The sequence below is a fragment of the Sphingobacterium litopenaei genome (genome assembly GCF_014692495.1).
GTDB classification, from domain to species: Bacteria; Bacteroidota; Bacteroidia; order Sphingobacteriales; family Sphingobacteriaceae; genus Sphingobacterium; species Sphingobacterium litopenaei.
Map to the genome: position 1 here is coordinate 1 of NZ_JACOIJ010000024.1, position 21,281 is coordinate 21,281.

Genomic DNA, 21,281 nt, shown 5'->3' on the forward strand with positions numbered 1-21,281 from the left:
AGGATTAAAAATAATATCGTCAGGAACTGGCGATTACACGGGCGGAGACTCAAATAAGACTTTGGCAACAAAGCACAAGTCTGTGAAGCCCGAAGCCCATTTGTCTTTAGCAAATGGGTAGTTCACATCAAGACGAATATTGTAGAAAGTAAACCTTCCAATTCAACGTTTGAATACGAATGGAAGGCCCTTAGCAATGAGAAAGCAACCCTGCTTTCTATAGATCGTGATTTAAGAATCTCAGTAGGTTTGGCTCCTGGAAGCTATAATTTGCAGTATACTGTTACAGATAAAAGCAATGGATTGCAATTCAATAAGTTGTATAACTTAAAAGTAAACAGTGGTTTCAATAGCGGATGGTTTGTAACGCACAATAAAAACAATAAAGCCGGTTTATCGTTTATTCGTACAGATAAAACAGTATTCTCTGCACCTGCTGAGGATGCAAACAATAAATCTTTTTCAGGTAAAGCTTTGCGTACATACTATGCTTTCTTGAATAATCAACAGAATTATGCGAGTATTTTGTACTTCACTACAGAAGGTGTTTATCGTTTTGATCCGAACAACTTTGCTCAAGTAGGAGATACACAAACTATTTTACCTACTGTAAGTAGTTTCACGAGTATCCCAAATAATAATGCTTCTTTGATCTACGAGTTTCCAAGTTCAGCTAAGGTAACCTCGTTAGTAATGGATAAATCTACAGGTAATGTAGGTAAAACATTAGCTGTCGGTGTAATGAACAATGGTGAGGGCGAAGTATATTTCTTCAATATCAATACATTGGGTTGGTTTACCAACAATACGTTTGATTCTTCATTCAAAGGTTTAGGTGAAGTAATCCATTTATCTAAAAAATTCTAATCTTACCTGAATGAATATTATAAAATATGCAGTGCTTGTCATCTTTATAGGGATGGCAAGTCCTGCTTTCTCCCAAGAGATTACTGAGGCACAGATAATGGCCAAAACGCGAGAATTGTCCAATATCTACGATGACGCTCAGCTACAAAAAGCGTTATCCACATTGGAAAAAAGTAAATCGCAGGCAGATCTAGTGTATGCGTATAAATATTACTTGAGCCAAAAAGACGAAGAGTCAATAGCGCGTGTTAAAAAGAATGGTCTGAAGAAATTTCCAAAAGGAATCTTTTCCTACTATGTGGAGATGACGCGTATCGCTGCATTAAAAAATCTGAATGAAAAGAATGAAGCATACCAAAAGCTTCTTCAAGTTAATCCCTCTCTGGATTTAGGTATGGAAGGGCTTTCTATGACTTTAGGCTTTGCGGCTCAGGGTGATACAGCTTTGATGAATACCTATTTGGATTATTACATGCGTAATGCTAAGACGCCTTCTGATAATACAATATCAAAGGTTTCTATGTATTCGATGTTGATCAATAATTTGATGAGAACGAATACTAAATTAGCAATGCCTTATTTGGATTACTGTTTGGCGTATTACCGTGATAGATTACAAAATCAGCCTAATCGTGAGGATCAAGCAAGATATTATCAGGTAATAGGTCACTATGCGGATATTCTAATCCGTGATAACAAATCCGAAGAAGCATTTCAATATGAAAACGGTTCAATACGAATTTTTGTCTTCGAAAAGAGAGTTTCCTGCATTTTTGCAATCTAGATTGTTGAATACGCATTTGTTGACAGAAAGATATGCTGATATTTTCCAATCTTTAGAAAAAGCGTATGTAAATGATGAGAAACTTCCAAAATTGGAATATCATTTGAAAAAGGCATACACAGCAAAAAATAAAGATTTAGCTTTATATGAAAAGTATATTGATTCCCTAAATAAAGAAAAACATAATGCTTTCGTAGCATCCATCTTGAATTCTGCTATCAATAAACCGGCTCCTGATTTTGAATTGAAAGATGTAGACGGGAATCTTGTTAAGTTAGCAGATTTGAAAAGTAAAGTTTTGGTGCTTGACTTTTGGGCAACTTGGTGTGGACCTTGTAAGGCTTCATTCCCTATGATGCAAAAGGCAGTAAATAAATTTAAAGCTGATAAAGAAGTACAGTTTTTATTCATTCATACTTGGGATACAGCGAAAGATCCTGTGAAAGATGCGAAAGACTATGTGGTAACCAACGGATATACGTTCGAGGTACTAATGGATTTGAAAAACAAAACTACCAATCAAAGTGAAGTAGCGACTAAATTCAATGTGAAAGGTATTCCAGCTAAATTCATTATTGATCAAAAAGGTAATATTCGATTCCAAGCTTCAGGCTTTTCAGGCGATGAAGAGAAAGCTATAGATGAACTATCTCGCATGATAGATTTTGCTAAAAAGAATATATAGTATAATTGAAATAAATCTAATCTAAACCAAAGGCATAAGAACGCGTTCTTATGCCTTTTCCATTTTATAGGCTTTAGCTTTTTTCCTATCTTGCATATAAAAATATTTGATGATGAATAGAGTTTCTATTTTAACAGTTTTACTACTTATGAGTGCATCAGCAATGGGGCAACGTGCACCAGAGAAAAAGATTGAAAAATCTGTGTTGACGAATAAAATAAATGAATATTTAGCCAAAAGACCGATGAATGCCGAAGACTTATGGAAGTTAGGACGTGTATCTGCTGAAGGTCTTAGCGCCGATGGTTCGGTGTTGGTTTATGGAGTTTCTAATTATTCTTTTGAAGAGAATAAGTCGGAGAAAAACTTGTTTACGATTCCCCTAAAAGGTGGAGATGCCAAACCTTTTACTACAGATTTAGGTAGTGAAACGGTAATAGAAATTACATCTTCGGATGATGTAATTTATTTGTTCAAAGGTCAACTTTGGAAGAAAAATCTTAAAGGTGGTGCAGCTGTGCAATTGACAGATGTAAAAGAAGGCTTATCCGATGTCAAAATTTCCCCATACAAAAAGCATATTCTATTCAGTAAGCAAGTGCTTATCAATAAAAATCATAGTGTAGACAAATATGCAGATTTGTCCAAATCCAATATCTACATTTATGATGATCTGGATTATAGACATTGGGATACGTTTAATGATGGACGTTTCAATCATCCATTTGTTGCCACATATGATAATGGTAAAATTGGTGAGGCAGTAGATTTATTAGAAGGACAACCTTTCTATAGCCCAACTGCACCTTTTGGTGGGGCGGAGGATTTTGCATGGTCACCTGACAGCAAATCTGTGCTATATGTTTGCAAGAAGAAATTTGGTAAAGAATATGCCACAAGTACCAATACAGATATTTACCAATATGATTTAGCAACCAAGCAAACTAAAAATCTAACAGAAGGCATGTCAGGATACGATACTAATCCTACATTCAGCCCTGATGGAAAAAGATTTTCTTGGTTAAGCATGAAAACTGACGGGTATGAAGCTGACAAAAATGATATTATCATTCAAGATTTGGCATCAGGTGTAAAATTAAATTTGACAAGCCATTGGGATGAGACCGTAAATGCTTTCTATTGGAGTAAGGATGGTAAGAAAATCTATTTTGTTGCGCCTACACGTGGAACAGTTCAGTTATTTGAAGTGGACGTTCCAGCTAATTTGAATGTTCGCTCATTACCAAAAATCCAACAATTAAGTCAAGGACAATTTGATATTTCGGGGATAGTGGGAGAGACGAAAGAAGGGTTAGTTGTTACCTCTACTAAGATGACGCAAGCGACTGAAGTTTATTTGTTCAATTTCAAAAATAAAAACCTAACACAAATTACATCTGTAAACGATGCAAAATATGCTGGATGGAAAGAAACAAAAGTAGAGGGTCGTTTTACTAAAGCATCGGATGGTGCTGATTTATTCTCTTGGGTAATTTATCCGCCAGATTTTGATCCTACCAAAAAATATCCAACTTTATTATTCTGTCAAGGAGGTCCACAATCAGCGACTACGCAAGGCTATTCTTACCGTTGGAACTTCCAATTAATGGCTTCTCAAGGTTATATCGTGATTCTTCCAAACCGTCGAGGTATGCCAGGATGGGGAACTAAATGGAACCAAGATATTTCCAAAGATTGGGGTGGACAAGCTATTCAGGATTATTTGTCCGCTATTGATGATTTCAAAAAAGAATCATATGTAGACAATGATCGTATCGGAGCGATTGGTGCAAGTTACGGAGGTTATTCCGTATTTATGTTGGCTGGGGTGCATGAAGGTCGTTTCAAAACGTTTATTTCACACTGTGGTTTGTTTAATATGGAATCTTGGTACGGAACGACTGAAGAGTTATTCTTTGCGAATTATGATTTAGGAGGTCCTTATTGGGATAAAGCTAATGCAAAAACTTATCAAGATTTCAACCCGATCAAACATATCGATAAATGGAATACGCCAATTCTAATTTTCCAAGGAGGTAAAGATTACCGTGTACCCGTTGGCCAAGGACAAGAAGCTTTTCAAGTGGCACAATTGAAAGGTATTAAAAGTAGATTTGTGTATATGCCAGATGAAAATCACTGGGTACTTTCGGGACACAATGCGCAAGTCTGGCAACGTGAATTCTTTGGTTGGCTAAACGAAACATTATAGTTAATAAATGAAAAAAGTCTGAAGCGGGGAGCTTCAGACTTTTTTAACTAACCAATTATTAACCTAAATTATGAATTACTAGTATAACGTCTATATTTATGCCAATATTGTGGCTATATTATGATTTAACAAATTTTTAACAGTAATAGGTAATTATTGAAATTCATTAATGAATTAAGTATAAAAAAAGTCTGAAGCGGGGAGCTCCAGACTTTTAACTAACCAATTATTAACCTAAATTATGAATTACTAGTGTAACGTCTATTTTTATGCCAATGTTGTACTAAATAGTTGATTTAACAATTTGTTAACAAGTAGAAGACGTAACGATGACAATACCCTAAAAAAATAGCCTTGAGAAATTCTCAAGGCTATTTTTATTTCGTGTCTTTCTTGCCAAATATGGATATTTTCAAATATTTCCCTGGATTGGTTTTCAAGTCATTGACGAGTTGATCCAAGTTGTCTGAGGCATTACTCAGATTATTGTACAATTTGTCATCATTAACCAATAGACCAATAGATCCCTCACCTTTGTTTATCTTATCCGTAATAGCTAGTACATTTTTCATTGCCTGATTGGCATTGTCAACAGTTGCCTTTATTTCAGTTTTTGACAGGTCAGATGACAGATTGTCTAAATTAGCCACGATATGATTAATGCGACTGCTATTATTTTTGAAATTATTGGTTATCGATTCAAGATTCTGCATAATCTTAGCCAAACGTACTCTTTCTGATCCCATCAGATCCTCTACATCCGAAGTAATGGTCTCAACATTTTTTAAGGATTTAGAAATACTGCGTAGGCTGGTTTTGAAATCACGTTGAAATTCATCATCCAAAGCTGTATTCACAGCAGATAATACAGAGTCTAATTTTACAACCAAATCTTCTACTTTCTTTTGTAAAGGCTCTACTTTTTGAAGGAGGTTAGCTTGCACATCTGATTGCAAAGGATCTCCATCTCGAGCGTAGGTTTTGCTATTTCCAAGGTCGAAAACAATGACCTTACCACCTAAAAAACCGTCATTGGAAATGCGTGCAATGGTATTGGAAGGTATATTATAATCATCTTCGATTTTGAATTCTGTTCGAATTTTTCCGTTATCAAGAAGAGTAGTTTTGGAAACACGGCCTATTTTAAAACCATTAACTAATACTGGATTCGATACAGCCAAGCCATCGACATTGTCATAATCTGTATAAAATGTATTTTCGGAACTGAAAACATCATTTCCTTTTAAAAAACTGTATCCTATAAATAATAAAGCTATGGCTATAGCCGTTAGAGCACCTACTTTTGTTTCGTTTGATAATTTCAAAGTTACTGTGTGTTTAGATTCTACATGAATATACTAATAACATACTAAATATAGAAAATGTTTAGCTATCCGTAGAATTAGAATTTTTTAATAGCATTAAATAAACTATTCACAATCGCATCTTGACCTTTGTCAGACATTAAATATTTTTCTTCTTCCGAATTGCTTATAAATCCAACTTCAGTCAATACAGCGGGCATTCCAGCCGTTTTCAATACAGCCAAAGGAAGTTCTTTGATTCCACGGTTAGCACGACCAATTTTGCTGTATTCTGTTTGCATTAGCTTCGCTAAACGAATGCTTTGATCGCGATATTTTCTTTTTAGAATTTTAAAGACAATATAAGATGCAGGATCTTTCGGGTCAAAACCACCGTAATTGTCTTCGTGATTGTCCTCCAATAAGATAGACGCATTTTCACGGATGGCAACATCTTGATTTTCCATACTATTGTAACCTAGTACAAATGTTTCAGTTCCTTTTACAGCAGTATTCAAGACTTTTTGAGTAACCCAATGCCCCTTTTTATTTTTTACTCTTCGAGTTGTTTCTCCTCCGGAGTTTAGGTGAATGGATACAAATAAATCCGCGTGATGTTTATTGGCTAACGCAGGTCGTTCATACAAGTTAGGATACACATCCGTTTTACGTGTATAAATTACTTTTGTACCTGGAATTTCGGCTTCTAGTTTTTTACCTAATTTCAGTGTAATATCTAGAGCAATATCTTTTTCACGTGAAAGCTTCCCCACCGCTCCAGGATCTTTTCCGCCGTGTCCCGCGTCAAGTACAATTACTTTTCCTTTAATTTTTCCAGTATTCGAAGAAGGAGGGACGTCAACAGATGCATATTTGAAACTGCTAATAATTAAGAAAGCGCCACTAAGTAGTACGCTTGTCAATCCAATTTTGATAAATTTGTTAACCCTTTTTCTTCTCAACATATACTTCTTTTTTATCGTTCTACAGCCGCTTTATAATTCTTAATAGCATCTACAAGATTTTTTATAATCTCAGCTTGCCCTTCTTCAGACAACATATAATCTTCTTCGGTAGGACTAGAAATAAAACCAATTTCAGTTAAAACAGCGGGCATGCTGGCACGTGCTAACACTGCCAAACCTTGTTCTTTCACACCGCGATTAGGTCTATTTGAAGTCACAAATTCATTTTGGATTAATGAAGCCAATCGAATACTGCGGTCACGATATTGTCTTTTCATCACTTTAAAAACAATATACGAAGAAGGATCTTTTGGATCGAATCCCATCAAATCCGCATTGTTTTCCTCATAATTATCTTCTAATAACATATCCGCATTTTCACGGATAGCTACATCTTGTTCATTCATACGGTGAAAACCCAAAACTAAAGTTTCGGTTCCAGTAACTTGAGGATTTCGTGTACGAGCAGTATTGGCAGAATTTGCGTGTACGGACATGAAGATATCCGCATGATTTTTATTTGCTAATTCCGAACGTGTACGGAACGGCACATCCACATCTGTGGTTCTGGTCAATAATACATTTATACCTAATTTCTCTTCCAGCTCCTTTTTGAGCTTCAAGCATACCTCCAAAACAATCTCTTTTTCTTTTGAACGGCGACCAACAGCGCCTAAAGCCGCACCTCCATGACCAGGGTCAAGCACCACTGTAAAAGTTTTTTTTGGAGGATTGGTAGAAGAATTAGGAGAGGTTTGGAACGATGAAGCTGTATAAATAAAAATAACGGCTAAAGCGAAGTAACTTATATATTTAACACTATTTAAAAATTTCATTTTTATTTTTTTAACATTTTTGTGTGAAGATTCAAAAACTGTTCAAAAGCAAAGATAAGTCATATTATTTTATTCAAAAAAATATCCACTTTATCTATTCGTTTTTTGACTATTTTTGTCCTCAATAGTTTATTTTTGCGCTAAATTAATTATAAGAATTTCAATTTGAAGACGCTAACGAGTTTTTTATGTGTTTTAGTATTCCTTGTAATAGGAATAAACGAGGGGTATTCGCAAACTATACGTACGCAATCTTCAAATATTTCCGTGCAGGACACATCAAATATTACGCCAGATACAACAAAAAATCACTTAAAACTAACTAACGGTAAAGATACCGTTGTGATGAAAAATGAAAGTGGCTTAGAAACCGTAGTTACTATTGTGGCTAATGATTCATCTTGGAATGAAGTAAGCAAAAATATTATTCACTTATATAGCGGTGCAAAAGTAAAGTATCAGGAATTTGAGCTTTCAGCAGATTATATTAGATTGGATCGTAATACCAATATGCTATATGCAAGTGGTGTGGTAGATCATACTGGAAAATATGTTGGTCGCCCTGTGGTGCTTTTTCCGAATGAAACGCCTAAGGCTGTAGATTCTTTGTTATACAATTACAAAAGCCAAGAAGGTAAGACTTTCGGTATTATGACCGAAGAAGATGGCGGATATATCCAGGCACGCGTGCTTCGTAAGAATATTTACGATGAAATGTCCATTCAAAATGCCATGTACAGTACATGTGATTTACCTTTTCCACATACGCATTTTGGTATTGCTATACCTAAAGGATTAATTACGCATAAGCAAGTTATTGCCGAATGGCCTCATTTGGTAGTTCAAGGTATTCCATTCAAATTCATTACTGTTCCTTTTGGCTTCTTCCCAAAAACAAATAAAAAGCAAGCAGGATTTTTGTTTCCATCCTTTGGGGATGACGTGACACGGGGATTTGGTTTGCGCGACTTTGGATGGTATTTGACATTTAATGATTATTGGGATTCAGAATTGAGAGGTTCGTTCTATTCAAAAGGAGCTTGGGAATCATCAATTCGTACGAATTACTTAGTGAATTATAAATTCAGCGGCGGTTTTAATATTCGTTTCGCTTCGACGCCTACAGGTGTTGAAGGTTCTGATAATTACAAAAGAGCAAAGGATTTTAACGTAACGTGGACACATACGCAACGTCAGGAAGCAAATCCAGGAACATCATTTTCGGCTTCCGTGAATTTTGGTACTTCATCGTATTTCCAGAATTCTGGTGCAGGTAGCACCTACAACTATCAAGAGTTGACACGTAACAATATGTCCTCTTCCATTAGTTACGGTAAAGTATTTGCTGATGGAAAAGTGAATTTCACATCGAGTGCTACACACCGTCAAGATATGTCATCAGGAAAAGTAGATTTGGAATTGCCACAATTCTCCTTGAATGTTTCGACATTTAATCCTTTTGATTCCAAAGATCGCGTAGGTGAGCAAAAATGGTATCAACGTATTACGGTAGGTTATAGTTTGCAAGGTCGTAACTCTTTATCAACTGGTGACTCTACTATCTTTAGTAAGCAAACATTACAACAATTTACGAACGGATTTCAACACAATATTCCAGTTAGTTTAAGTTTGAATGCATTTAAACATTTCCAATTCAATACATCAGTTAACTATACAGAACGTTGGTATTTGCAAACTATTCGTAATTATAGAGCCAATGAAATCAATGGTTACATCAATGTAAAAGATACTGTAGGTGGTTTCCGCCGTGCGTATGATTATTCCATGTCTAGTGGATTGTCTACAAAAGTGTATGGTATGTACCCTAAAATTGGTAAAATTGAAGCCATTCGCCACGTAGTTACACCATCTATTAATTTTAATTATAGACCAGATTTTGGTGATCCTAAGTATGGCTTCTATAGAGAATGGATAAATCAAGACGGAAGATTGTCGAAATACTCCATTTTTGAAGGAGCTATTTTTGGTGGTCCTAGCGCCGGAGAGCAAATGGGTATTGGCTTCTCCATAGATAATAATATTGAGGCTAAGGTTAAAAATAAAGGTGATTCGACGGAGACGGGAAACAAAGCATTTAAGAAAGTTCCTATTTTGCAAGGTCTAACTTTTAGCGGTAATTACAATTTTGCTGCCGATTCACTGAAACTTTCTACCATCTCTTTCTCAGGACGTACGAGCATTTTCAATGAGAAAATCAATTTGAACTTTAATGGTACATTTGATCCATATCAATTAGATAATCAAGGTCAACGTGTGGATAGATTTGCAATAAAAAATGGACATTTAGCACGTTTGACAAATTTCGGTTTGTCCTTTGATTATAGCTTTAATCCAGATGCAAATAAGAGTAGAAATAACAATATCGACTCAATGCGTAATCAAATGCCAAACATGACCAAAGAGCAGGCTGAAGCCTTGTCACGCATAAGTAGAGATCCAAACGCATTTGTGGATTTCAACATTCCTTGGAACTTGGCAGGATCTTTCAGTTTGCAATACTTCAAACGTTTTGATACCGAAGTACGTAGAGAACGTAGCGACTATACAGCGACTATTAACTTACATGGCGACGTGAATGTTACCCCAAAATGGAAAATCCAATTTAATTCGGGTTACGATATCAGACAGAAAGAAGTTGCGATGACTAACTTTTCTATTTACCGCGATTTGCACTGTTGGGATATGTCTGTGGGTTGGGTTCCTTTTGGACGATACCAGTCTTATAATATTACGATTCGCGCAAAAGCTTCTGTATTGCAAGATTTGAAGCTGACAAAACGTAATAGCCATTATTCATATTAGATTTTTTTTGCTAACTATGTGTTATGAATGCTGAAATCATAACCATAGGAGATGAAATACTATTAGGTCAAATTGTTGATTCGAATTCCGCTTGGATCGGTCAACAATTTAACCTTCTTAATATTCCTGTCACCCAAATAACCTCTATTTCTGATAAACCCGAAAATATCTTGGAAGCTCTAAAACAAGCTTCAAGTCGCGCTGATATTATAATCGTTACAGGAGGTCTTGGGCCGACAAAAGATGATGTTACCAAACAAACGATTTCTACTTATTTTCTAAAGCCTTTAGTGCGTGATGTAATGGTGTTAGAGCATGTTCAAACTTTATTTTCAAGAGTAGCACCTGGAAAGATGATGCCTGATATTAATCAAGCTCAGGCAGATGTCTTAGAAGATTGTACAGTTTTGTTTAATGATGTAGGAACTGCTCCAGGCATGTTAGTGGAGAAGGAAGGAAAAATCTTTGTTTTCTTACCAGGTGTACCATTTGAAATGAAATACCTGATAACAAATCGTTTACTTCCGTTGTTGAAAAATCTTGTTGCGCAGCAACCCATTCAACACCGCCATATTATCACTATTGGATTAGGTGAATCTTTTTTAGCAGAAAAAATTGCTGATATTGAAAATTCGCTGCCCGCTAATATTAAGTTAGCTTATTTACCTAAATTAGGTTTAGTGCGCTTGCGTTTGACTCAAATAGGTGAATCTGCCGAAAGTATAGATGACTTTCATACAAGGTTTATCCAACGCTTGGGACATCACGTCGTTGCAACTAAAGATATTACTTTAGAAGAAGCTATTGTGGAAACCTTCTCTAGTGAAAATCTTAAATTGGCTACCGCGGAAAGCTGCACAGGTGGAAGTTTGGCAAGTGGTATTACGGCAATTTCAGGTGCTAGTGCGATGTTCGATTGTGGAGTGGTTTCTTACCATAATAACATCAAACAGGAACTTCTTGGAGTTAAAGCAGATACCTTGGAAAAATTTGGTTCAGTCAGCGAACAAACGGTTATAGAGATGGCCGAAGGAGTCAAAAAACTTGCTAAAGCAGATTACGCTATTGCGACGAGTGGAATAGCTGGTCCTAGAGGTGGAACTGCTGAAAAGCCAGTAGGTACAGTTTGGATTGCTGTAAGTGGTAAAAATGAAACACAAACTCGCTTGTTTCAGTTTCGTAACGATAGAGCAGTGAATATTGAACGTACCGTGGCTAATGCTTTTGCTATGCTTTGGAATATGTATATAAAAGACAAGAGCAATTAGAAATTTACTTTTGTGGAATTAGAATTTTAAAATATTATATTTTGTTTTTAGGGATTCTATTCCTAATTATTTAATTTAGTAACATAAAACACAAAATTAATATGGCAATATTTAAGTTGATTCTTCCTAAAATGGGTGAGAGTGTATCGGAAGCGACAATCACAAAATGGGTAAAAACCATTGGTGATTCGATTAAAGAAGATGATACTATTGCAGAAATCGCTACGGATAAAGTAGATTCAGAGGTACCATCCCCTGTAAATGGTGTGTTGAAAGAATTTCTTTTTGAAGAAGGCACTATAGCTCAAGTGGGTGAGGCTATTGCTTTAATTGAAATTGATGGAGAAGATAGCTCTTCAAATCAATCTTCTAATTCTTCAGAGGAAGAACCTTCTAAAGAAGAAAAGCCTGTAACTACTGTAGAAGGAATTGATTTTGCTATTCCAGGTATTGATAAATTTGAGACAAAAGAAGATACTGTTTCTTCTTCTACAATAACAGAAGGTCGGTTCTATTCACCTTTGGTGCGTAGTATTGCTCAACAAGAAAATGTTTCTCAAGTTGAATTGGATACTATTATCGGTTCGGGATCAGATGGTCGGGTGACCAAGCAAGATGTTTTAGATTATATTGCTTCACGAGGAGGTGTATCGGTTCGTCAAGCACAAGTAACACAAACTGCACAAAAATCACATACAATAGGTTCTGTTTCTAAACCTACTCCAATCCCATCCGCTCCAGCGCAAGTGGTAAAGAGTATGAATGGGGATGAAATCGTGGAAATGGATCGTATGCGTCGTCTTATAGCGGATCACATGGTTCAAAGTATCCATACTTCTCCGCATGTGTTTTCGGTGGTTGAGGCAGACGTTACCAACTTGGTGAATTGGCGAAATAAAGTAAAAGATGCTTACAAAAAGCGTGAAGGTGAAAATATTACTTTTACGCCATTGATTATTGAAGCTATCAGCAAAGCATTAAAAGATTTCCCTATGATCAATGTTTCGGTAGATGGTTATAATATTATTAAACGTAAACATATCAATATCGGTATGGCTGCAGCTTTGCCTTCTGGAAACTTGATCGTTCCTGTTATAAAAGATGCGGATCAATTGAGTTTGGTCGGACTAAGTAAAGCGGTCAATGACTTGGCAAATCGTGCTCGTGCTAATCAATTGAAGCCAGACGATACACAAGGTGGTACATTTACGTTTACTAATATTGGTGCGTTTGGAAATATCTTTGGCATGCCTATTATCAATCAACCTCAAGCAGCTATTCTTGCTGTTGGTTCGATTACTAAAAAGCCTGCAGTAATTGAAACGGAAGACGGGGATGTAATTGCGATTCGTCATATGATGTATTTGACTATGTCATACGATCATCGTGTAATAGATGGCGCATTAGGGGGGACTTTCCTTAGAAGAGTAGGCAATTACTTAGAGAAATGGGACAAAGATCGCGTAATCTAAGAATTCAAAAATATCTTTAAGTTTAAAATGAAGCCTACACATAGTAGGCTTTGTCTTTTATGTAGTATATTTATCAATAAATAAAGACGCGAGTATGCATCTAGAACAATTGAAACCTTTTATTGATTTTGTCGTTAACTGGTATTGGGTGCCACTTTTGATTCTTTATGTAGGTATTATCGGTGCTATTCTTATCGAAAACCGAAACCCTACCAAGACAGTGGCTTGGATTCTAGTCATTATCTTTTTACCCTTTGTAGGAGTAGTGCTGTATTATTTCTTTGGACAAAAATTTGTCAAAGTCAAAAAAATCAAACGTATAAATCGGCAGCAAGCTTTGCGGCTGGAAAAGAAATGGAAGGAACTGGATCCTATTATGGAATCTTTTATTCAAGATATCCATGAGGATATAGGAGACCTTTCCAAAGTCTTCCGTTTGATGAAAAAAGAACGTTTATCTTCACCTACTTTGCATAATGATGTACAGCTACTGATTAATGGTGAAGAGAAATTTAAATTTTTATTAGAAGATTTAGCAAAAGCAAAGCATTCCATTCATATGGAATATTATATTTTTAATCTGGATGGCATAGGCCTTCAGATTCTGAATCTTTTAGAACAAAGAGCTGCAGAAGGGATAATAGTACGATTAATTGTTGATAGCTTTGGTTCTCCTGATTTGGTGAAATATATGCGAAAGCAGAAAAATTCTAAAATTGATTTTCATGCTTTCTTGCCTGTAACTTTTACTTCACTGGCTAATTCCAATTACCGTAACCACCGCAAAATCTGTGTGATAGATGGTCGCATAGGTTATGTGGGAGGCATTAATATTTCGGATAAATACATTAATAGGTCCGATGTACCGAATAAAGTTTATTGGCGGGACACTTCTGTTCGTGTTAAGGGATTAGCAATAAATCTATTACAAGTTTCTTTTTGGAATTCATGGAACCAGACAGATGGAAAATCTTTTTTTCTGGAAGATGGATATCTGCACGTTATTCAAGAGAAAGCCAACGAGAAAGGTAATGCTGGAGTGGGGTTTGTTTCCAGCGATCCCGCATCTGTCGGACCTTTTAATATGGAAGCTTTGCTCATTGCAATTGGTGAAGCTAGTTCAAAAATTCAATTGTGTACACCTTATTATATTCCGAGCGAAGAATTAGAACGTGCCTTGATCATTGCTGCAGCTTCTGGGGTGGAAGTGGAATTAATGGTGCCAAGTACCTCGGATTCTTATTTTGTGCAACATGCTTCCTTTTCATTTCTAAAACCTTTATTGGAGCGCGGTGTGAAAGTTTATCTTTACAATAAAGGATTTTTGCATGCTAAAACTGCAGTAATAGATGATAAATTGGCTTTTGTTGGTACAGTAAATTTAGATATCCGAAGCTTTTACATTAATTACGAGATAGCGGCAGTTGTTTCCGATCAAACCATAGCATTAAAGTTATCTGATCAGTTTGAGCAAGATAAAAAGGATGCTGAATTATTGACCATAAAAGCTTGGATGTCACGTCCACGTTGGAAAAGAGCCGCGGATTCAGTTTGCCGATTAATGGCGCCACTTTTATAAAAAAATGTTAAAAAAACAGAGTTTAGCTCCTGTTGTATGCCAAAGAATTTTAAAATTTGTATTTTTAGCTAAATACATTGTATAGATGAAAAAAATAAACCTCATATTTTCCGTATTCTTTTTAATTTTTCAAATCCAATTTCTACAAGCACAAGAAATACCTCGTATTCCGATCAATACGGTGGTAGAGCGTGTGCAAAAATATTTAGGAGTTTATCCAGTTGAGAAAATACACTTGCACTTTGATAAACCTTATTACGCGGTTGGCGATACGCTATGGTTCAAAACTTATTTGTACACTAACCAATTGGAATATCAACCTAGTAAAATTGCGTATGTAGATATTATCAATGGTCGAGATTCGTTGATTCAAACATTGCGTATTCCCTTAAAAAATAATGGTGGAGAAGGCTATTATGTGCTAGATCCGCAGGTGATAAAGCAAGACAATTACCGCTTTAGAGCGTATACCAAGTGGATGATGAATTTTAGTGTTGATTATTTGTACAATAAAATCATTACGGTAGGAGATGCGATTAACAAAAAATTAGGATCAGAGGTTTCCTATGTAACTGAAGGAAATAAAACTAATGCAACCATTCAATTTAGAGATCGAGGCGGTGCACTTTTGGCGCGTAAGAAAATCACTTGGGAAGCTATTGACGGTTGGGATCCTTTTGATAAAGGAAAAGGAGAAACAGACGATTTGGGACGAGCAAATATTTCTTTTTCTGCAAAGGAAAAAGAGCTCTTCAAAAAGGGCAGATTAATAGTGAAAATTGATGGCGAAACTTCTATGGTAGGTGATTTCCCATTGAAAAATGCCTTGACTGAATATGATGTACAGTTTTTCCCAGAAGGGGGAGATTTATTAGCAGGTGTTGATAAGCGAGTTGCTTTCAAAGCTATTGATTCTCATGGTAAAGGTGTTCGTGTCAAAGGGAAAATTATTAATTCCAAAAAAGCTACGGTCGTTGAATTTGAAGATTTTGGATTAGGTATGGGGTATACGCATTTCGCCCCAGCTGCTAATGAAACATACAAAGCTGTAGTTACGATTAATGGTCAAGAACGTACTTACGATTTGCCTGCAGTAAAAACGGAAGGGATTAATTTAGCGATTAAAACAGTAGCAAATGATGCAGTCCAGGTGGAGATTATCACAAATGATACTTATTTGGACAAAATACAAAATCAGCCCTTTTATATCTTTGGTCAGATGAATGGCCATTTAATTTATGGTGCTCAGGTTACGGTGAAAAATGCGAGTTCCGTCGTAAATGTACCTATTCAAGATCTGCCAAATGGTGTGATGCAATTCACTTTGATGACGGCTCAAGGTAAAGCAATCAGTGAGCGTTTGGTATTTTATGATTATGCCGAAAATTTAGCTATCCAAATTAAAACGGATAAATCGGCTTATAAAAAGAAAGATAAAGTCGTCTTGGATATTGCAAATTTAACATCTGAAAAAGCGGCGACAAATCTTTCGATTTCTGTTATAGATGAGGCAAAAACTCCTTTTGATGAACATCAAGAAAATACGATTTTAAGCAATTTGTTGTTGACTTCAGATTTAACGGGGTTCATTGAGAAACCAAACTACTATTTTGATGAGAAAGTCACGAACCGTAAAGATGCATTGGATGCTTTATTATTGACACAAGGTTTTAGAAGATTCTCCTACGATGACTTGGTAGCTGAAAAATATCCAAAAATTGACGCAGAGTTTTTACCAGAACAAGGAATTAAATTGTCAGGTACTTTGCGTTTGAATACGGGACGAACTTATCCAAATGGAGGATTATTACTTTCAATACCAGCAAGAGCGATCAAAAAAGACACTTATACAGACAACAATGGACGTTTTGCTTTTGAGAATTTGAACTTTCCAGATTCGGTGAAAGTTACTATTAATGCACGTAGTAACGACAACTACCGCAATATCGTTATCAATATGGATCAATCATTTTTCCCTGCTGTGGATGAAAATAATCCATACAAAGCAAACGATATTTTGAATATTGACAAGGAAATGTCCAACTATTTGGCGAATAGTAAAAATGAATTCAGAACTTCTATATTAATTGATGAAGTAACTGTGACGGCAGATCGTAAGGTGCAGCGTACAAGTAAAGAATTTTCGGCTTTGACAGGACTCTCTATGGCGGATCATCGTATTGAAGGAGATCGTCTAAGCGGCTGTAATGTATTGACAATGTGTCTGAATACGATGCTTACGGGTGTGACTTACGATGCCAATACCTTGAAATATTATTTAACAAGAAGCTATAACCAAGGTAGTCGCGTTCCAGTACAGTTCTTCTTGAATGGTATGCCAATTGACGAAAATACTTTGAATTCTATTAATCCAACTGAAGTAGAAGCAATTGAAATCTTCACACGTGATGATTTAGGAACGGTAAGTCGTTTGTATCAAAATGATGGTGTGGTATCCATCATTACGAAGAAGGAAAAACCTAAAGGTCCGCGTATGACTTTAGCGCAAATCGAAGCGATGTTACCTAAGTCTAATGTGATTGATTTATTCCCATTAGGCTATATCAAAGAACGTAAATTCTATGCGCCGAAGTATGAAACTGATGCTCAAAAAGCTACAAACGATTACCGTACAACGATTTATTGGAATCCTACAGTCGAGTTGGACGATAATGGTAAAGCCACTTTGGATTTCTATAATGCTGATGGAAATGGTAAATATAAAGTAGTCGTTGAAGGATTAGATAGTACGGGACGAATAGGACGTACGGTTTACCATTATAATGTAAATTAGAAGAATTACTTTAATACAAAAGCCAACTACAAAGTTGGCTTTTTTTATAGGCTAATTATCAGGGCTTTTCTTTCTGAATATTTTTTGGTCAAATAAATTCAGAAATACTCCAAGTAATATCACAAGAATAGCCAATAGACTCATCGAATTAAATGTCTCTTGGAAGAAAATATATCCAAATCCCAAAGCGTAGATTACGCCTAAGTAATTTAAGCTAGCAACTTTAGCCAAATTGGCGCTTTGATAGGAGAGTGTCATATGATATTGTGCTAGTTGCGTGCAAATTCCAATTAGTAAAAGATAAAGCCAATCCATACCTTCAGGAGTTTTCCAATCAAAAAAGGAATAAATCCCGACAACGGGTATAGTTAGTAATGGAAAATAAAATATAACTACTAATGGATGTTCACTTCCTTTACTTCTGGCAATCATATTGTACGCTAGTCCAGCAAACAGAGCCGCGCTCAGCCCCATGCACACATCCAAAGTGGAGATACGAAAATCAAAACCTTTAAGCATAAACACACCAGCGATTGACATGGCAAAATACAAAAATTGAATAGGTCTTATTTTTTGCTTAACTATAAAAATACCCAGTATTGCTGTAAAGAAAGGTGAAAGATAATTGATGGTGACAGCGGATGCAAGCGGAATATGCTGCAGGGTATAAAAAGAACCAATCAGTCCCAAGCAACCAGCTATTCCGCGCATTGTTAATACGGGAATATTATTACCCAAAGGAGGAATATTATTTTTTCGTAAATAATAATAAGTTACTACAAAACTGAATATACTTCGAAATAATACAACTTCTAATGTAGGGAGATGGGACACAAATTTCACGCATACATTCATGATGGCAAAGAAAAATCCCGCCAACAGCATGTATTTAATACTTTGGTCTTTCACTATTGAACGGGTTCGTTGTGTTTTTTGACCAATTCGCGCTTTCCAGTTTCTGGATCAATTTCTAACTCTGTTTGTTTTACTAATACTGCATAAGAAGCAGGCGTGATACCTCGACCGTATCTGATAGCATACTCTTTGGTAAATTCCGCTCCGAAATATAAAATTGCAGCTGAATAGTATACAAACGCTAAAAGGATAATAATCGATCCTGCGGCGCCATAAGCTGTTGCTGTGGCATTATAGGATAGGTAAAGAGAAATACCATATTTACCTATCATAAAGAGCAATGTAGTAAATATAGATCCTCCTAAAATATCTTTAAATCGTACTTTAGCATCGGGCAAAAAAGCAAAAATAAACCCAAAAAGGATAACGATAACGACAAAGGTAATACCATTATTTACCCAGTTCCAAAATTGAATATCTAAATGCTGAATATTCCATTTATCTAATATCAGCTCAATATTTTTAGTAATTATTCCGATAATACTACTTATCAAAAGTGACGCAATTAATAGAAAACTCAAGCCCAAAATCATGGAAAATGATATTAATCTATTGATAATCATTTTGAGCCAACCTTTTTTTGGTTTTGCTTTTACCTTCCAAATAAGATTGATCGAGTTTTGAATATCGACGAATATTGTCGTTGAGGTCATTACTAAGGTAATAATACCAATAAGAAGACCAATACTGGATTTATTTTCAAGAGAAATTTGTCTAACAGCATTGTCCAATAACTTTGCTATTTCTCTGCCGAAGAGCTCATTTAGCTCAGTCATCACCTTATTTTGTGCGCCATCAGGACCTTCGAGCTGACTGCCGTAGAAAAAACCTAAAGCCCAAACTAAAATAATAATAAGTGGTCCAATGGAAAAAACAGTATAATACGCCAGAGAAGCGCTCAATTTCATGCAGTTATCTTCAGCGAAACCATTTCCACTGTCTATTAATAATTTGCCAAAGCCTTTTATCTTTTGGATAAAAGGCTCTTTTTCTTTTTTTATAGTTTTTTCAGTTCTATTCAGCATAAATTCTTTTGATGTCTTCTTCGTGTTTTTGAAGAATAATCTTTCTTTTCAATGATAATTTTGGTGTGAGTTCACCATTATCAATGGTCCAATCCTTAGGCAATAATACAAATTTTTTCACCATTTCCCAGTGTCCAAAATTCTCATTTGCTTTGTTTATTTCTTGCTGATACTTTTCGAGAATTTGTGGATTTTTAATAATAGATTCCTTCGATTCAAAAGGAATACCTTTGATTTTGCAATATTTTTCCAACTCTTCGTATGCCGGAACAATGAGCGCAGCAGGGAATTTTTTATTTTCTCCAATGATCATTACCTGACCTATTAACACCGATTCCATCAATTTGTTTTCCATCACTTGCGGCGCAATGTATTTTCCACCCGCAGTTTTGAAAATCTCTTTTTTGCGATCTGTAATTTTTAAGAATCCGTCCTTTGTTAATTCTCCAATATCTCCCGTATGGAAATAACCGTCTTCGTCAATAGTTTCTTTGGTGGCTTCATCATTTTTATAATAACCTTTTGTGATGGAAGGACCTTTTGCCAAAATTTCACCATCTTCGGCAATTTTTACTTTCAAATTTTTTAGAACACGACCCACGGACCCAAATTTCACATCATTCTCATCCCAGGAATTTACAGCTATTACAGGCGAAGTTTCGGTTAAACCGTAACCTTCTAATACTTTAATATCAGCTGCCCAAAATACGCGAGCCAATCTTTCTTGCAAGGCAGCTCCGCCCGATATTATGAATTTGATGTTGCCTCCCAGAGCTTGTTGCCATTTGGAGAAGATAAGTTTACGGGCTATACCCAGTTTTATATTATACCAGCTTCCATTGAGCTTCGGTTCTTTGAATTGATGCCCTAGCTCTAAAGCCCAGAAAAACAATGATTTTTTTAAACCTGTCAAAGCTTTTCCTTTTTCTATGACTTTGTCATAAACTTTTTCTAATACACGTGGAACAGTTGTGAATACATGAGGTTTTACGTCATTGATGTCGGCTACGATATTATCTAGACTTTCCGCATAATAGATGTTTACTCCTTTTGAAATGTACATATAAACCACCATGCGTTCAAAAATGTGGCATAACGGTAAGAAACTAAGTGCTTTTTTGATGTCATCCGTTAATAACGGCGAACAGGCAGCCACATTGCTGATAATATTGTGATGAGTCAGGTATACCCCTTTAGGTTTACCTGTCGTTCCCGAAGTATAGATCAATGTCAATAAATCATCAGGTTGCACGGCCTCATTGTAGGCAGTAAGATCAATATTTTGTTGTTTCCCTAATTCAAGGAGTTCAGTATAGTTTTTTTGGTTTGGAACTTCGTCCAATGTATAAATATCTAATGCTAAATTATTTTCCGCGACAGCTTTTACGACTTTTGTAACTAACTCTTGGTTGCTTACAAAAAGCATTTTAGCTTCTGCATCTTTGACGATATAGGAAAGATCTTGAGCGGAAAGAGTTGGATACAGCGGCACTAAGGCTACCCCTAATTGATTACAAGCAAAGTCCACAAAATTCCATTCAGGTCTATTACCGGACATAAGTGCAACTTTATCACCTTTTTGAATTCCTTTGGCGAGAAGTCCTTTACTCAAGTTATCTACGATCTGAAGGATTTCATCCTTGTCGTAAGATTTCCAGCCAGAACCGTTTCTTTTGGAAAGTTTTAGAATTCTCCCAGCCGTATCGATGTCAGTTTTTAAAAAGTCAAATAATCGTGTTGGTTTACTCATGG

Annotated in this window: 15 protein-coding genes; 9 read left to right on the forward strand and 6 right to left on the reverse strand. The window is 35.9% G+C overall.

Annotated elements, in window-relative coordinates:
- The first annotated feature begins 126 nt into the window (after positions 1-126).
- From H8B04_RS11995 to H8B04_RS12010, 4 genes are all read left to right on the forward strand, one after another.
- Complete coding sequence (locus H8B04_RS11995) at positions 127-867, forward strand: PKD-like family lipoprotein (protein WP_317170660.1); 741 nt, start codon at positions 127-129, stop codon at positions 865-867.
- Between the two features lie 10 nt (positions 868-877).
- Complete coding sequence (locus H8B04_RS12000; RefSeq protein ID WP_190302507.1) at positions 878-1,651, forward strand: hypothetical protein; 774 nt, start codon at positions 878-880, stop codon at positions 1,649-1,651.
- Positions 1,587-2,336, forward strand: a complete 750-nt coding sequence (locus H8B04_RS12005) for a TlpA family protein disulfide reductase (RefSeq protein WP_190302508.1) — start codon at positions 1,587-1,589, stop codon at positions 2,334-2,336. The genes H8B04_RS12000 and H8B04_RS12005 overlap by 65 nt, the downstream gene beginning before the upstream one ends.
- Before the next feature lie 109 nt (positions 2,337-2,445).
- Positions 2,446-4,548 (forward strand): S9 family peptidase, encoded by a 2,103-nt coding sequence (locus tag H8B04_RS12010; RefSeq protein ID WP_223815405.1) that lies wholly within the window; start codon positions 2,446-2,448, stop codon positions 4,546-4,548.
- Between the two features lie 377 nt (positions 4,549-4,925).
- On the opposite strand, the gene H8B04_RS12015 is transcribed toward H8B04_RS12010, so the two are convergent.
- From H8B04_RS12015 to H8B04_RS12025, 3 genes are all read right to left on the reverse strand, one after another.
- Positions 4,926-5,873, reverse strand: coding sequence for an MlaD family protein (locus H8B04_RS12015; protein WP_165292290.1), 948 nt, complete (start codon positions 5,871-5,873; stop codon positions 4,926-4,928).
- 77 nt (positions 5,874-5,950) lie between these two features.
- On the reverse strand, positions 5,951-6,817 hold the full coding sequence (locus H8B04_RS12020) for an N-acetylmuramoyl-L-alanine amidase family protein (RefSeq protein ID WP_165292289.1): 867 nt from the start codon (positions 6,815-6,817) through the stop codon (positions 5,951-5,953).
- An 11-nt stretch (positions 6,818-6,828) separates the two neighbouring features.
- Complete coding sequence (locus H8B04_RS12025; protein ID WP_190302509.1) at positions 6,829-7,653, reverse strand: N-acetylmuramoyl-L-alanine amidase family protein; 825 nt, start codon at positions 7,651-7,653, stop codon at positions 6,829-6,831.
- Positions 7,654-7,818: 165 nt separating this feature from the next.
- Between H8B04_RS12025 and H8B04_RS12030 the strand changes: the two genes are divergently transcribed.
- From H8B04_RS12030 to H8B04_RS12050, 5 genes are all read left to right on the forward strand, one after another.
- Complete coding sequence (locus H8B04_RS12030; RefSeq protein WP_223815406.1) at positions 7,819-10,476, forward strand: putative LPS assembly protein LptD; 2,658 nt, start codon at positions 7,819-7,821, stop codon at positions 10,474-10,476.
- Between the two features lie 23 nt (positions 10,477-10,499).
- Complete coding sequence (locus tag H8B04_RS12035) at positions 10,500-11,744, forward strand: competence/damage-inducible protein A (RefSeq protein WP_190302510.1); 1,245 nt, start codon at positions 10,500-10,502, stop codon at positions 11,742-11,744.
- Between the two features lie 101 nt (positions 11,745-11,845).
- The gene (locus H8B04_RS12040) at positions 11,846-13,216 is read left to right on the forward strand and encodes a dihydrolipoamide acetyltransferase family protein (RefSeq protein WP_190302511.1); all 1,371 of its coding nucleotides are present in this window, start codon (positions 11,846-11,848) and stop codon (positions 13,214-13,216) included.
- Positions 13,217-13,310: 94 nt separating this feature from the next.
- Positions 13,311-14,795 (forward strand): cardiolipin synthase, encoded by a 1,485-nt coding sequence (gene cls / locus H8B04_RS12045; protein WP_190302512.1) that lies wholly within the window; start codon positions 13,311-13,313, stop codon positions 14,793-14,795.
- An 85-nt stretch (positions 14,796-14,880) separates the two neighbouring features.
- Positions 14,881-17,589, forward strand: coding sequence for an alpha-2-macroglobulin family protein (locus H8B04_RS12050; protein WP_165292283.1), 2,709 nt, complete (start codon positions 14,881-14,883; stop codon positions 17,587-17,589).
- 51 nt (positions 17,590-17,640) lie between these two features.
- On the opposite strand, the gene H8B04_RS12055 is transcribed toward H8B04_RS12050, so the two are convergent.
- The 3 genes from H8B04_RS12055 to H8B04_RS12065 are packed head-to-tail and all read right to left on the reverse strand — an operon-like array spanning position 17,641 to position 21,279.
- Positions 17,641-18,498 carry a DMT family transporter gene (locus tag H8B04_RS12055; protein ID WP_317170659.1) on the reverse strand — a complete coding sequence of 286 codons (858 nt, stop codon included), beginning with the start codon at positions 18,496-18,498 and terminating at the stop codon, positions 17,641-17,643.
- Positions 18,498-19,529, reverse strand: a complete 1,032-nt coding sequence (locus H8B04_RS12060) for a YihY/virulence factor BrkB family protein (RefSeq protein ID WP_165292282.1) — start codon at positions 19,527-19,529, stop codon at positions 18,498-18,500. Before H8B04_RS12060 ends, H8B04_RS12055 begins: the two co-directional genes overlap by 1 nt.
- Positions 19,519-21,279, reverse strand: coding sequence for an AMP-dependent synthetase/ligase (locus H8B04_RS12065; RefSeq protein WP_190302513.1), 1,761 nt, complete (start codon positions 21,277-21,279; stop codon positions 19,519-19,521). Before H8B04_RS12065 ends, H8B04_RS12060 begins: the two co-directional genes overlap by 11 nt.
- Between the last annotated feature and the right edge of the window lie 2 nt (positions 21,280-21,281).

Bases quoted from the DNA above. Each gene is read 5' to 3' on its own strand.
- H8B04_RS12050 (WP_165292283.1), top strand. From the start codon at position 14,881: ATGAAAAAAATAAACCTCATATTTTCCGTATTCTTTTTAATTTTTCAA.
- H8B04_RS12010 (WP_223815405.1), top strand. From the start codon at position 2,446: ATGATGAATAGAGTTTCTATTTTAACAGTTTTACTACTTATGAGTGCA.
- H8B04_RS12000 (WP_190302507.1), top strand. From the start codon at position 878: ATGAATATTATAAAATATGCAGTGCTTGTCATCTTTATAGGGATGGCA.
- H8B04_RS12040 (WP_190302511.1), top strand. From the start codon at position 11,846: ATGGCAATATTTAAGTTGATTCTTCCTAAAATGGGTGAGAGTGTATCG.
- H8B04_RS12005 (WP_190302508.1), top strand. From the start codon at position 1,587: ATGAAAACGGTTCAATACGAATTTTTGTCTTCGAAAAGAGAGTTTCCT.
- H8B04_RS12065 (WP_190302513.1), bottom strand. From the start codon at position 21,279: ATGAGTAAACCAACACGATTATTTGACTTTTTAAAAACTGACATCGAT.
- cls (WP_190302512.1), top strand. From the start codon at position 13,311: ATGCATCTAGAACAATTGAAACCTTTTATTGATTTTGTCGTTAACTGG.
- H8B04_RS12025 (WP_190302509.1), bottom strand. From the start codon at position 7,653: ATGAAATTTTTAAATAGTGTTAAATATATAAGTTACTTCGCTTTAGCC.
- H8B04_RS12035 (WP_190302510.1), top strand. From the start codon at position 10,500: ATGAATGCTGAAATCATAACCATAGGAGATGAAATACTATTAGGTCAA.
- H8B04_RS12060 (WP_165292282.1), bottom strand. From the start codon at position 19,529: ATGCTGAATAGAACTGAAAAAACTATAAAAAAAGAAAAAGAGCCTTTT.
- H8B04_RS12020 (WP_165292289.1), bottom strand. From the start codon at position 6,817: ATGTTGAGAAGAAAAAGGGTTAACAAATTTATCAAAATTGGATTGACA.